Raw genomic sequence first — 14,021 nt, forward strand, 5'->3', positions numbered from 1 at the left:
CGCCGTGGCTCTTACGTGTTCCGGGTTTCTGTCTCATCTCCACTCCTTGGTGGTTACGATGGGCCAGAAACCCTCCCTTATCAAATCGCCCTAAACTGTCCCATCGACGCTGACGTCAGACAGGATCGAAAGCCAAGCATGTCTGGTTCGGCATCTACAAACCGGACGCAGGCAAGCTTCGAGAGTTCGACGCCAAGCTAACGGCATTTCATGCAATCGGGGGCCGCAAGGTTTCCTACAGCTTTTTTGACGCCGAGACCGCGCACGTTTGGAACGCAGAATGACCAATTTCCAGCGTGAAGGATCGATCAGCAACGCCCATGTCGGCCGTGATTTCGAGGCCCGCGCCCGCGTCATCCTAGCCGCCCACGGCATCCCCTTGCAGATGAACCACAAGGTGCCCTGTGGTCTGGGGAACGACAAGAAGCTGCACACCTTCGATCTTGGCTTGGCAGACCCGCCCGTGATCGTCGAGTGCAAGTCGCAGACTTGGACAAAGGGCGACGTGGTTCCCAGCGCCAAGATGAAAAACTGGGCGGAGGCGATGTTTTATTTCCACATGGCCCCACCCATCTACCGCAAGATATTCTTCGTCGAGCAGAGCCTGCGTGTCCGCACGGGTGAAAGCCTGCTCGCTTATTTTCGTCGCACACAAAGCCACATGATCCCGCATGACGTCGAGTTCTGGGAGCTGCCGCGTGACAGCGACAATGTGGTTATTGGTTAGGAGTAATTGAGATGGACGCAGACGATCATCCGGTTGAAGTCGTATTGAAGGAAGCGCGCCGTTTTATGGTGCCGCTTTATCAACGCAAGTATCAGTGGGGCGACGAACGTCTGATCCCGTTTTGGGAGGATGTCACGGCTAAAGCGGCCGAGGTGCTAGACGAAGAAAGTAAGTTCGAACACTACATGGGCGCGCTGATCCTTGCCCCGGTCGATAGCGGCGCAAAGTTTGCATTCACGCCCACAGTACAGGTGGTGGATGGCCAGCAGCGATTGACCACTTTCCAGCTTTTCCTTGCCGCCTTGCGCGAGGTTGCTCGCAGTCATGGTCAGGATCACATGATTGAAGAAATTCGACCCTATTTGACAAATGAGCCGAAGGGAAAAGACACTGATCCTCTCACGCGGTTCAAGCTGACCCCGACGCCCTCCGACCGCGACCTGTTCCACGACATTATCGATCTCACCGCTGCCGAAGCCGACAAAAAGTATAAATCGATGTTCTGGGGCAAGTCGGTGCCAAAGAACCGACCAGAACGGGCGTTCCGCGCCTATCATCTGTTCCGTCAATGGATCGAAGCCTTTGTGCAGCAGGGGCCGCAAGACCTTGAAGGGGCCCTAGACGAGCCTGAAGATACAGAGGATCAGATTGACGAGGGTGTGACGCCCGAAGACGTGTCGGCGCGCCTAGAGGCGCTCCTAAGTGCGCTGCTGGATCGTTTGAAGTTGGTGGTAATCACACTTGGCGAAAGCGTTGACGCGCAAGTGATCTTTGAGACTCTAAATTCCAAAGGCGAGCCGCTTTTGGCAATGGACCTCGTGCGCAACAACATCTTCCATCGCGCAGAGAAGCAGAAGGCTCAGGTGGAAACTCTATACAAGAAACTATGGGACCCTCTGGATCATCCGTGGTGGCGTGAACCTGCGCCTAACGCCCGCCCAACTCGTCCACGCCTTGACCACTTTCTCGCTCATATGCTCGCCGCCGAAACTGGTCAGAAGATTTCAATCCGAGAACTTTACGCGGAGTATCGGGCGTTTGCTGTACCAAAAAGCAAACCACGTTTCGAGAACGTCGAGGACGAGCTAAAACTTATCGAGCGATATGCTCCGGTCTATCGAACGCTTGAAGGAAAGGAAGACTGCGATCCTTCCCTACAATGGCTCGGTCGCAAATTGACCACATGGCAGGTTACGACAGTCTATCCGGTTGCTTTGCAAATCGGCAGCGAAGACGTTCCCCCGGAGGAGCGGGAACAACTGGTTGAACTGATCTATTCGTATTTGGTGCGCCGAACGTTGTGCAACCTCACGACCAAGAACCTCAACAAGGTATTCCAATCAATTGCCGCCGAGTTCCTTTCCAACGGCGTGTCGGTTGCGTCGTTCAAAGGCTACTTTTCCAAAAAAGCAGGGGCCAGTAGCCGGTTTCCAAGCGATAGTGACGTTCGGAAAGGCATCCTGAATGAAAGCGCCTACGCAATTTCGCCGCGCCCTCGGCTAACGGACATTCTTTGGGAACTTGAAGTAGCTAGCAAATCGAAACTTGCCGAGAAGACTGACCAGCCGTCAGACCTTTGGGTCGAACACGTCATGCCTCAGTCATGGGGAGATGATTGGCCATACGAGGATGGTTCTACTGGTCAACCGTCGGACGAAGACGCAAATGCAGTTGCGAGAAACGCTACACTGCATACTTTGGGCAACCTGACGCTATTGACTGGTGGGCTTAACATCTCATCCGGCAACAAGAGCTTTGATGAGAAGAAAGCCAAGTTTGAAGAACACACAGGTTTGTTCTTAAACAAATGGTTCAGCAGTAAGCCCCAGTGGACGGAAGAAGAAATCCGCGAACGTGGCGAACGGTTGGCCGATCTCGCGGTTGCGCGTTGGGTTGGATTGGAGGATGCCGAATGAACACGTCATCCATCGTTTCGATGGATTGGAACTTCGGCAACGTGCTTAACGCTGTGCGCGATTTGATACCCGAATGATACCCCGGCCCAAATTCAGCAAGCGCTCCCACGATTAAAACGCATATAACCACTTGATTTGATTTAGTAAAAGTGGTGCCCGGGGGCGGAATCGAACCACCGACACGAGGATTTTCAATCCACTTTGGGTGCTTCACATATCTGAACATAGACATCCTTAAATTTATTCATTATCAAAATATTAAGAGAAATCTATTAACATGGCGGAACATCTGAAAACGCCTAAGCACGTGTTATTTCCGAGCCTATAGAGAGCCTAAGAATGCCTACCACTTGTCTGACTGACCGTTACCTGAAAGCCATCTTACCGTCGCCAAAGGGGCAGGTGACGTATTGGGATGAGAACTTTTCGGGTTTCGGGGTGCGCGTGTCTCAAGGCGGTGCCAAGAGCTTTGTTTTGGTGTACGGACCCAATCGCACACGCAAGACCATCGGGCGTTATCCGACCGTGAGCCTCAAACAAGCCAGAGACAAAGCTAAAGAACTATTGGCTGAATACACCCTTGGCCTCGATACCCAACGCTCCATCAGCTGGGCAGTGGCCCGCGAGCGGTTTCTTGAAGACTGTGAACGTAAGAACAAACCCAACACTGTTGCGTATTATCGCAAGCGGCTAGATGCGCATTTCCGTTTCGGAAAACGTAACTTGGCTGATATCCAAAAGCGGGATTTGTTAAAAAAAATCCGTCGTATCTCGACCTCATCAAGTGAACAGCACCATGCTTTTGTAGTTGTGCGCTCTCTCATGAATTGGACCGTCCGTGAGGACTATTTGCCTAGCAACCCGCTGCAGGGCTTCCGTGGTTTCAAACCAGCAACCGCTAGAGAGCGGGTACTTAACGAAGACGAGCTGAGAACCGTACTCCGCCAGGCTCGACTTGTGCCTTACCCGTATGGCCCCCTAGTCGAGATACTTATTTTGACTGGTCTGCGGCGTAGCGAGGCTGCAAATCTTAAATGGGCTTTCGTTGATGAAGGCGAAGGTCTGATGACGTTACCTGCCGAGCTGACCAAAAACGGTCGCATACACAGCATCCCAATTGGCGAGGCGTTAGTGGAGGTACTTTCTGGCCTACCGCGCATCAACCAGTATTTGTTTCCCTCCAACCACGAGAACGGGACTGTTTTCAATGGTTGGGGTAAAGCCAAACAGCGGTTTGATGGGCAGCTTGAAGAAGTCGCACCTTACACCTTGCACGATCTTAGGCGAACCTTTGCGACCACCCACGCCAAATTAGGGACGCCTATCCACGTTACGGAGAAGCTCCTCAATCATGTCTCGGGAACCATTAGTGGCGTTGCTGCCGTGTACAACCGGCATACATATCTTGAAGAAATGCGTGCCGCCGTGGCGGCTTATGACGAATTTCTCGTCAAACTGACTGCTGATTGCTAAACTGACAACTCCTCGGGGAATTTGTCGAAACCCGAGCATCGCGATGCTCTTCAATCATGGAGAGATAGCGATGAGGATATTGTCGAAGCGCCAGTTGAAGGAGTTGGTCTTGTATTCGCCGCAACACATTGCACGTCTGGAGAAGTCCGGGAAATTCCCCAAACGGATCATTCTCGGCCCTAACAGAGTGGGATGGGTCGAGAGTGAGGTATTAGATTGGCTTCAACAACGGCTGGATAGCAGAGAAATGCCCTAACGACACTCCCCGTGCGGGAGCGTGGGCGGCCGGGTGTGCACAGCTCGGTCGTCCATTTATTGCCGCTTAAAACAGAGATCGCGGGCGATACAGCCGCCGTTATGCAGCTTGCGGCTGGACCGCGAATTTTGAACAGCTACAATAGGTGAGACAAATGGGAGCGGGCCAGGTCTGTTGCGGCTGGACCGCGAATTTTGAACAGCTACAATATAACCGACATTAGAAACTAGGTTCCATTTGTTGCGGCTGGACCGCGAATTTTGAACAGCTACAATGATCTGCCGCGTCGAAACGGTACGCTGGACGTTGCGGCTGGACCGCGAATTTTGAACAGCTACAATGGTGGCCCCGCTGGCTTGCCCCGGGATCGTGTTGCGGCTGGACCGCGAATTTTGAACAGCTACAATAGCGAGAAGGACCGTGACACCCTGTTCAATGTTGCGGCTGGACCGCGAATTTTGAACAGCTACAATAACCTTGCCGGGGGCTTGTTGCTGTCTTCTGTTGCGGCTGGACCGCGAATTTTGAACAGCTACAATCGCCGTGAGCGAGCGGCACCGGAAGTATCTGTTGCGGCTGGACCGCGAATTTTGAACAGCTACAATTGAGCTCATGCCCGGTGTTGTGTGGAACGGTGTTGCGGCTGGACCGCGAATTTTGAACAGCTACAATCATACCCATTCGCGGGCGTGATGCCCCGCAGTTGCGGCTGGACCGCGAATTTTGAACAGCTACAATTCCCCGAACCAGCGTCAACGCGGGTCTTCCGTTGCGGCTGGACCGCGAATTTTGAACAGCTACAATAGCAGGATAGCCGTGATCATAGGTCCCGTCGTTGCGGCTGGACCGCGAATTTTGAACAGCTACAATACATAAGCACGCAGCAAGTCCAGCACCGTTGTTGCGGCTGGACCGCGAATTTTGAACAGCTACAATCATCGAATTCGGTGCGCAGGGTGGCGAAGGTTGCGGCTGGACCGCGAATTTTGAACAGCTACAATGATGGCGTCGGCGCTGTGGGTGTTGCTGTAGTTGCGGCTGGACCGCGAATTTTGAACAGCTACAATCACGCCGCTGAGCGTGCGACCGAGGCGATCGTTGCGGCTGGACCGCGAATTTTGAACAGCTACAATCATAGAAAACCTTCTTACCTTTCGGCGGACGTTGCGGCTGGACCGCGAATTTTGAACAGCTACAATTACCAAAATTACCAACGTCAGCAGGCATAGGTTGCGGCTGGACCGCGAATTTTGAACAGCTACAATCTTGGTAACATAGGATGCTACAGCGATAGCGTTGCGGCTGGACCGCGAATTTTGAACAGCTACAATAAACTCAACAAACCCATGACCCCAAATAGAGTTGCGGCTGGACCGCGAATTTTGAACAGCTACAATCGGGTCTGTCAGGATCACCGGCATGGCCCTGTTGCGGCTGGACCGCGAATTTTGAACAGCTACAATGACGCCATCGACCGCGACATGCTGGCTGGCGTTGCGGCTGGACCGCGAATTTTGAACAGCTACAATGGCCGCAAGGCCACCCTTGCCGCCCGGGCGTTGCGGCTGGACCGCGAATTTTGAACAGCTACAATCGGATCGGAAATGCCCGGCATGTCGATCAGTTGCGGCTGGACCGCGAATTTTGAACAGCTACAATGCCCCTCTGAAACAACACGGCCACAAGCCAGTTGCGGCTGGACCGCGAATTTTGAACAGCTACAATCTGGGCGCGGGTCATGCGCCGCAAAGGCACGTTGCGGCTGGACCGCGAATTTTGAACAGCTACAATGGCAGCGCGCTTGTGGATGCGCTCGCGCAGGTTGCGGCTGGACCGCGAATTTTGAACAGCTACAATAGCAAAGTGTAAGTGCCCGTCCCCATGACGGTTGCGGCTGGACCGCGAATTTTGAACAGCTACAATACTCTGCCGAAACGTCCCTAGTTCCGCCTGGTTGCGGCTGGACCGCGAATTTTGAACAGCTACAATCTTCATCCGGCATTGTGAATCGCCTATATCGTTGCGGCTGGACCGCGAATTTTGAACAGCTACAATCCAGCCTCGATCTCAATGTCCTCGAGGCTTGTTGCGGCTGGACCGCGAATTTTGAACAGCTACAATAGCTCTCTGTCTAAGATCCTGAAACCAAAGGACTTAGTCAGAAGGCTGTTGTGGGTTTTCAGCGCGAATCGCATCAGAACATCACCAATTGCTTTGGATTCTCACGGGCCTTCCGACGGCCCTGATCCGAGAAATGAACAATATCACGATATTGGCGGTCGGTGAAGTTCAGGATCTGAATGTCGCCCATATCTGGCAAATGACGCTCGATTCGGTTCACGCGCGTGGTAAAGGCCTCTTTGCCGTTCACGAAACGGGCATAGACCGAGAATTGGCTGCGCTCGAACCCTTCATCCAGCAAGAAATTGCGGAAAATGCCCGCCGCCTTTCGCTGTTGCCTGGTGTCGGTTGGCAGATCAAACATCACAAGAATCCACATAAGACGGTATCCTGACAAATGGGTTACGGTTGCGCTCATTTCCCCAGTCCCGCCAGGGTCAACGCATCGGGGGGTTCTGGTAGCGCGAGGACTAGTTTCCCGGCCTCGAAACTTTGACCAAGAGAGGTCGCCGATTTCATCAAGGCCACCGAAACCGGTGTGACGCCGTCACCTAGAGGCAGATCGGTGGCGATCAATCGGGCAAGGTCTTGCTTGGCATCGGTGTCAACCTCAGCGCCACGGGCGATAACAATGGAACGGACGGCACAATCAACCAATGGGCGGAACGGTTCCATCAGATCATCAGCCAAGGCAAAAGCGTTGCTGCGATTGGCGTGAAAGAGGCCGATCGTGGGGTGCAGACCAGCGGCAACAACCGCGCGGGCGGTCGCGGCCCGCAAGACGGTGTAACCATAATTCAGCAGTGCGTTTTCGTCGGCTGCTCCGGTGTCGCGACGAAAATCAGGCCCCATGAGACGCGGCCAATAATGGCGCGCGGCCTGCGCCTCGATATTGGTGCTGTCACCAGAGGTGATTTTGCGGATCATCATCAGCAGAGGTGCGTGCGGTTCGCCAATGGCCTCGAGGGTCGCGGCTTGCATCCTGACTTTGGCAGCCACCACCTGTTTCCAGGCTTGCTTGATGAACGGCGTTTTGGCCTGCCATTGTGCCCGCATACGCGCACCTTGAACATGGTGACCTTCGAGCGGCATCAATACGGATTTCGGAGCGTGGTTGGCGGCACATAAGACAACAGGCGCGCCGCGTTCGGCCAACTCGGTCAGAAGGGATGTGGACCAGGTTGTGCCGTGGGCATGCACGATGACAGCGGCGATCTGATCCAGAGGCGTACGTCCGATTTCTTCGCCATCTTCAGATACCTTCAGAAAGCCACGATCCCGCGACAAGTGGCGACCGTCTGTCGCTATATCGATGATCTGATCCATGTATCACACTCTCAACCCATTGGAAGCATGGCAGAATTTATCGATTCGCGCGAATCTTGCCTGCTATGAGGCTGGACCTGGGTCTCTCATGCGGCCCATTTCATCGACATATACGCGGCGCGCAGCTGCTTTGATCAAGGAACCGCCAGACATTTGAAACCACCTAAAAGGATCGGATTTATCCTTGTTGCGCGCGTCGGCGTTCGCCTCATTGTGAGGAACTAGGAATGCGCCATTTGCGGGGTCGGTCTTTTGCACGTAGCAAATCACGGTCTCCCCATCGCGTTCAATAGCAACCATATCATCTTTGTGTATTCGAAGCAGGCGTTTGGCTGCCGGATGCGGGCGTTTGACAGATGTTAGATTGTGCGCCTCCCATGTGGTCAAAGGCTGACTTTCAATCTTACCATTTGGCAACCTCCAAACCTCCAGGCAATAATTACTTCCGCTTTTATAGGCCTTTACTGGTTTGCCAGTCGCATCTGGCACATGCACCCGCGCCGAAGCTTGCAGGGTTTCGATCAGCCGCACATGGCGGATGCCCTGATAAGGACCCGGCTTTGCTGCAAAGGCGCGCAGCGCCTCTTCAAACAATTTCCCCTCCTTGCCTCTGGTCGCCACAGTCAGTGCTTTTTGCAACTGAGCGTCACGGATGTTCTTGCCGCGTGTTGTCAGTTCGATATCTCCCGGTTTAAGCGACAGGAATGGTGTGCGACTGACCACGCTCTCATCATCCACAATGCCATAAGCGGTATCGTTATGAAGTTGACCGGTGGTGCTGTCGCGACCCTTTTTGCGACCCTCCCGGTCGATACGGCCATGATCCGCGCGGTGGGATACGATGATCTTGTCTAATTGGGCTTTTACATCGGCGCGGAACCCGTCCCAAGGTGCGGGGGTGGTGCGGGCAACCTCTTCCGCACCCTTGCCGTCTTTTTCATCACGGCCAGCGGCTTTGCTGATCTGGTTGATCAGGCTGTAATCCGTGGCGGCAACCACGGCAGCATCAATGGCATGATGGCGGTGATCTGTGCGGTTCTTGGTCTTGACGGCGGCTTTGCCTTCGGTGAGCAAATTGTTCAGTCCCCAATGACGGCGCAGCATTTCGGTCATCCGACCGGGTACTACCCAGACATGGCGTTTTTTGTCCTGCCCATCGTAAAGCGCATCTAGGTATGTGCGGGCGATACGCGACAGGTACTGGGTGTCTTTCAACGCGCGGTCCGAAAAATCCTTCTCGCCCTCGAACCGTTCCATTGCGTCAGGCGCAAAACGCCAGGCCCGGTTGGGCGCGAGGTTCTTGAGGTTGGCCACGATGGCTTCCCATTGCGGAGTATTGCCCCAGGCTTCCCATGGAGTTTTGTTGGCTTTCTGACGGTTGAACTCTTTCAGACAAAGCGTGCGATTGGCAAACCCATCATCCAGTGTGCGTGAATAAGGCAGGATGTGATCCACGTCACAGGACCCATCGAACAGCATTCCTGCGCTGATGCGTTGGCCGGAGTAAGGGCAGTTGCGGGTCATCACATCATCGCCGAGACTTTCCCAAAGCCGCAGCTCCATCCGGTTGGCACCGGTATTCGGAATGCCCATCTCCTCCAGCTTCTTCCCCCGCGCAATCGCCGCCTCGGTGTTCTTCTTGATATCACGCTGCAAGTCGCGCTTCTGATCTTCTGACAGCTTGAGATCGCGGGCCAGTTCCAAAACGATCTCATTCGGTCTACCGTAGACGGTGATGATCTTGTTCACCAAACGCCGCAACTGGTTGAGCCCGATATGCACCGTCGGATTTGTAATACGCCCATAGCGGGTCACATCATCGTCGGCCTTATCATATGTGCCGGGGATCACGTGGCGGTCGAGGATTTGCCCGTAATAGGGCAGTTCCGTCAAAACCTCGCCAGTCCGCCCGTCCGAATGATGCCAGCCACAGACGGCAACCGCGGCGCTGTAGGGGATCACATCCGCCTCAAGTTTCTCCAATATACGCATTGTCGCCGTCAGCCCCAATCGCCCATAGCCTTCGGGTAAGGGGGCGTGTGCCACGCCTTCTGCGTGCTCACGGTCAAGGGCGTGCGTGTCCATCAACCATACCACAAATGCATTATGCTCCGCCTCGCTCTGCACGGCACGGATACGCTGGATCACGTCCCATTGCCCGTCAGCGTCAACCTGGGACCAACGTGGGCCAAAGCGGGCCGGATGGGACAGGTTGGCCCGGACGGGATCGCAGGCAATAGAATCGCGATTGGCGGTCTCCAGGGTGAACGACTGCTCCGGGCGCAGCTTGATCACCTTGCCAAGCGCCTTTAGCTTCATCGACATGCCGGACATCGACTTGGTGTGTTTCTTGTTATCCAGCGCATGAATGATCTGATCGCGCTCTTCACGGGTCAGTCCGCGCGCAGGCTCGCCTCGTGCCGTAATCCGCAAGGCATTCACCGTTTCCAGCAGGATGCGCCGCTGGTTCAGCGGATGCGCGCTGGGAATGCGCGTTTCATCGGTAAAGAGGCACATCCCGACCTTGGGTGATTTCAGAGGCCGTTGATGGAAAATGATCAGCGCAATCTCGTCGCGCAGATCGTCGGTCAGCACATCCGGGTGGTGCGATGCCTGTGCTGCCCACAGCAGATCGAACTCGTCTGACAAATGGCGGCGGTCGGGATAGAAATCATACCCTGCCTCTGCCTTTTCGGCGTTGTCGCGACGGGCGACAGACAGGCGTGTGCGCACGGTCTTGGTCATCCGATCATCAGTTCGACTGCCATCCTTGTTCATGCGCGTTTGAAGCGATGGTTTCTCTGGTTTTTCAAGGCGCCGCATATGCAGAAACTCGCCATAGGTGCGCGCCTTTTTGATGGCCATTTCCTCGTCCAGCCGTTTGGTGGCATCTTTGATCTTGCCGCTTTGATTGTCACCGCGGTCCGTTTTGCGATTTGATTTGAAGCCCCGCCGCTGGTTGAGGTGAAACAAGGCGCGCCCGAAATGAGTGAGCGGCAGCGCGTGATCAAGCCCCTGGGCTCGCAGCGCATAGGGGTCCAGCAACTCCAGTTGCTTGGCCTCGGCCGGGTCGGCAGGCATCAGCCCCGCCTCCGCCATCCGCTTCATTAATGCGGCCTTGCGGCGCAAGAACCGGTCGCGCCGACGGCGTTGCGCCCGGGCGGCACGACGATCAACGGCAAGGGAGGCCTTTGATTTTGGATCACGGCCATTGGAGAATATGCGCGCGCCGCCGTCGAGCACGTCGGCGATCTGATCGTTCTCGGTCGCATAGAGCCACCAGCCGATGGAATTCGTTCCGATATCCAGACCTAAGCGCATTTTACCTCTCCCCAGAGGACTAAAACACTTGCATCACGCAACAGAGAATTCAACCTGAAAGGGTGCTTGACGCTTGGGCTCCAGCCTGCATAATAAAAGAGTTCAAAATTCGCGGTCGAGCCGTTAACAAGCATTCGATTGCATCACATTGAAACGCAGGCTACGGCCTGCGTTTCTTCGTTTGGATGTATCGCATGTCTGCTTCGTGGGAGACTGTGTTGTATTGTCCCTCTGCACCGAAGGTCCAGTCGCTGGCCAAGCAGAATTACCTGTGCTTCCCCAAACCACTGCTTCTATAGAATTTCGAGCACGTGCTGGAAGTGGAATGCATTTAGAACGACAGCACGTACTCAGCGTTATCCAGGATCACGCTCGTTGTGGGAAACTCCGCCTCAATAACCGCAGTCCTGAACGCGGTCTCATCTGATCTCAACAACGCCCGAAACTGCCGCTCCCGCGCACAGCTCTGAAACACCCAGAGCACAATCAGATTGCTCTTCAAACCATAGTGACTCTGGTGCAATTTGCTCTCTAACACCTCACGATATTGCGCCACAGACTGCCGCAAGGACTTCCGGGCCGCCTGAGATTGCACCGGCTCAGTTCCGCGATCCATTTCGAGGGCAAACGCGCGGTAGCCATTTGGATACTTGATGGCGAAGAGCTGATCTGGGATTAGCTGACCCTTGCTTAAGGGCATGCCAAGCGTGGCCTGCTTAATGGCCAAAATGCGGGCGGCAGGGACATACTCCAGATCGGTGCGCGCCGCCTGTATCTCGATGGCACTGGTGACCACCGAGACCCAGAACCCGTGCCACCAATGCCCTGTCGGTCTGGTCGCGCGTTCCAGTGACTGGTGATAGCTCAGATATTCAAACCCTTTCTGTGTCAGGTCATAGACGTAAGGGTTGAACTCGGCACGGGCGATCTGGCGCTGCTGGCGCGGTAGGTAGAGGTACCCAGCCTCTCTAAGGGCCTGTAAGCGCCTGAGAGCGGTGTCTTTGCACCGATGGGTGTCTCGGGTCCACTCGAAGAGGAATTCGCTGCTCTGAGGCCCGTGGCGGTCGATATGGGCAAACCAGCGCAGCTCTCGGGCCGTAGGGCGCAGGGATGTTGGGGTTTGTTTTGGTACGGCATAGGTCATACCGCGCAGCATGCCGGAACTCACAGCTCTGGCGAAGGTTTGAGTGGGTCGTCAGGGTCGTTTTTATCTTGAGCCTCGGGCGGCTCCTTTTCGTCTGGCTGCTCATGGTGGACCGTGGGCGACCATGGCTCCGCATAGGCCTGACGACACTGTTGCCGGATGGCCGCAATCTCATCTTTTGTGGCCTGTGGCAGCTTCTCCAAGACAAAGAACGGAAAGCTCATCGGGACCGCGCGCTCGGTCAGGCCGCGCACATAGGTGGCAAAGGTGCCCTTGGGTTGCTGCAGGATCAGCTGCGGATCGGCAGACATCTGTCCGGCCAGGGTGCGGGCATCGCGGGCGGAGACACCCCCGGCCAGTTTGATGGAGGTGTTGGCCTCAAAGGCTTCCTGCAGGCCACCCGCGAGCTGGCCAAGGTATTGGTGGGCCATCACCATCCCGACCTTATACTTCCGGGCCTGGCTTAGGATGACGCCGATGTTCTGATCGAAGTAATCCTGCGCTTCATCCACATAGACCATGGCGGGCAAACGGTCGCGGGCGGCCAGCGTGGCGCGCTCCTGCGCGGCCTGGGCAATCAGTGCAATAAAGAAGCGTCCAAAGACTTCCGTGCCTTGTTCTTTCAGGAGGCTCTTGGCCGTGTTGATCAGGATGAGCTTGCCTGCGCCCATTTCGGTAAACATGTCGAACTTGGATTGCGGGTGACTAAACATCCGCTCAAAGGTCTGGTTTTCTAGAACGCCATAGAGGCGGCGCAGCACCTGGGTCTTGGTGTTGGCGAACTCCTTGCTGTCGAACTCGGTCTCAAAAAAGCGGCGGGGCGTGCCCTCCAGCTTGGCAATGTGGTCGCGGTATGTCTCAGTGCCGCCCGGCTCCATCAATTCGCGCAGAGTGTGGATGGTGGCGTCGGGAATATGGAACATGAGCCGCGTCACGTAGCGGAAGACCACCGACTGCTTGGCGGTCATCCCGGCCGAGAGCAGCGAGCCCAGAACAAAATCATAAAGCTCGATGATGGAGTTGGTCAGCCGCTCGCGCTCGAGCGGGCTGTAGCTGTCCAGTCGATGCTGCCCGACGGAGAAGAGATTGAGACAAACCGGATAGCCGATGTCTTCTGGATCGATCAGCACGATCTGCTCAGGCGGCAGGGTCTTGGCCGCCAGGATGGTGTTGATGAGGTCGCCCTGACTATCAATGACGATGATTGTCCGGTCACCCCGTGCCACGGCCTCTAGATCCTTGGAGATGAAGTATTGCAGGGTCTGGGTTTTGCCATGCCCGGATCCGGCCACCATATGCATGTGCTCAAAGCGGCGCTCGTCGGGAATGGTGAAAGGGGTCTTGAGCCAGAAGAGCGCCTTGAGATGTGTGCCGCGCAGGTAGGTCTCCACCACATCATCGCCTTTGTAATCGACTGGATAGACCGGGTTGGTGCGATGGGTGCCTGTGAGGTTGGCATCGAGCCGTTGTCGCAAGGCTTTGAAGAGCTGATAGTCGTTGTCTTCAAAAAACGGTGCGATGACATTCTGCACCGCCTGACCCAGGGGTTGGGTGAACTGAGTGACCTCGACCAGCACTTCGCCTTCAAGCGGTGGGACGGCGTTCGCAATTGGAGCCAGCGCCAGACTGATAGTATCCAAAGCTTGCCCGACCATTGCCTTGTCGCTGCGGGCCTGTCCGGCCTTGGCCAGCATGTCCCGGTAGCGCGCCCCTTCGACCGTATTGCAGAGCGCGGGC

9 protein-coding genes and 1 CRISPR repeat array are annotated in these 14,021 nt (G+C 55.4%); of the genes, 4 read left to right on the forward strand and 5 right to left on the reverse strand.

The annotated features are described in order from the left end of the window. Positions 1 to 280: 280 nt before the first annotated feature. The 4 genes from V6N02_RS22160 to V6N02_RS22175 all read left to right on the forward strand — a co-directional run bounded on the left by V6N02_RS22160 (position 281) and on the right by V6N02_RS22175 (position 4,372). Complete coding sequence (locus V6N02_RS22160; RefSeq protein ID WP_371229857.1) at positions 281 to 727, forward strand: hypothetical protein; 447 nt, start codon at positions 281 to 283, stop codon at positions 725 to 727. An 11-nt stretch (positions 728 to 738) separates the two neighbouring features. Then, positions 739 to 2,643 carry a DUF262 domain-containing protein gene (locus tag V6N02_RS22165; RefSeq protein WP_371229859.1) on the forward strand — a complete coding sequence of 635 codons (1,905 nt, stop codon included), beginning with the start codon at positions 739 to 741 and terminating at the stop codon, positions 2,641 to 2,643. A gap of 339 nt (positions 2,644 to 2,982) precedes the next feature. Further along, on the forward strand, positions 2,983 to 4,116 hold the full coding sequence (locus tag V6N02_RS22170; protein ID WP_371229861.1) for a tyrosine-type recombinase/integrase: 1,134 nt from the start codon (positions 2,983 to 2,985) through the stop codon (positions 4,114 to 4,116). Between the two features lie 70 nt (positions 4,117 to 4,186). Beyond that, a complete protein-coding gene (locus V6N02_RS22175; RefSeq protein WP_371229863.1) occupies positions 4,187 to 4,372 on the forward strand; it encodes a helix-turn-helix transcriptional regulator in 186 nt (61 codons plus the stop codon). A 107-nt stretch (positions 4,373 to 4,479) separates the two neighbouring features. After that, a CRISPR array of direct repeats spans positions 4,480 to 6,493; the repeat unit is 36 nt; unit sequence GTTGCGGCTGGACCGCGAATTTTGAACAGCTACAAT. 73 nt (positions 6,494 to 6,566) lie between these two features. On the opposite strand, the gene cas2 is transcribed toward V6N02_RS22175, so the two are convergent. The 5 genes from cas2 to V6N02_RS22200 form a co-directional block, all read right to left on the reverse strand. After that, positions 6,567 to 6,911 (reverse strand): CRISPR-associated endonuclease Cas2, encoded by a 345-nt coding sequence (cas2, locus tag V6N02_RS22180; RefSeq protein WP_371229866.1) that lies wholly within the window; start codon positions 6,909 to 6,911, stop codon positions 6,567 to 6,569. Next, positions 6,908 to 7,819, reverse strand: coding sequence for a type II CRISPR-associated endonuclease Cas1 (gene cas1 / locus V6N02_RS22185; protein WP_371229868.1), 912 nt, complete (start codon positions 7,817 to 7,819; stop codon positions 6,908 to 6,910). Before cas1 ends, cas2 begins: the two co-directional genes overlap by 4 nt. A gap of 63 nt (positions 7,820 to 7,882) precedes the next feature. Then, a complete protein-coding gene (gene cas9 / locus V6N02_RS22190) occupies positions 7,883 to 11,140 on the reverse strand; it encodes a type II CRISPR RNA-guided endonuclease Cas9 (protein WP_371229871.1) in 3,258 nt (1,085 codons plus the stop codon). Between the two features lie 331 nt (positions 11,141 to 11,471). Beyond that, positions 11,472 to 12,284 (reverse strand): replication-relaxation family protein, encoded by an 813-nt coding sequence (locus V6N02_RS22195; protein ID WP_371229874.1) that lies wholly within the window; start codon positions 12,282 to 12,284, stop codon positions 11,472 to 11,474. A 20-nt stretch (positions 12,285 to 12,304) separates the two neighbouring features. Next, a partial coding sequence (locus V6N02_RS22200; RefSeq protein ID WP_371229877.1) for a type IV secretory system conjugative DNA transfer family protein occupies positions 12,305 to 14,021 on the reverse strand: 1,717 nt, incomplete at its 5' end.

The sequence above is a fragment of the Roseovarius conchicola genome, assembly GCF_041403425.1.
GTDB classification, from domain to species: domain Bacteria; phylum Pseudomonadota; class Alphaproteobacteria; order Rhodobacterales; family Rhodobacteraceae; genus Roseovarius; species Roseovarius conchicola.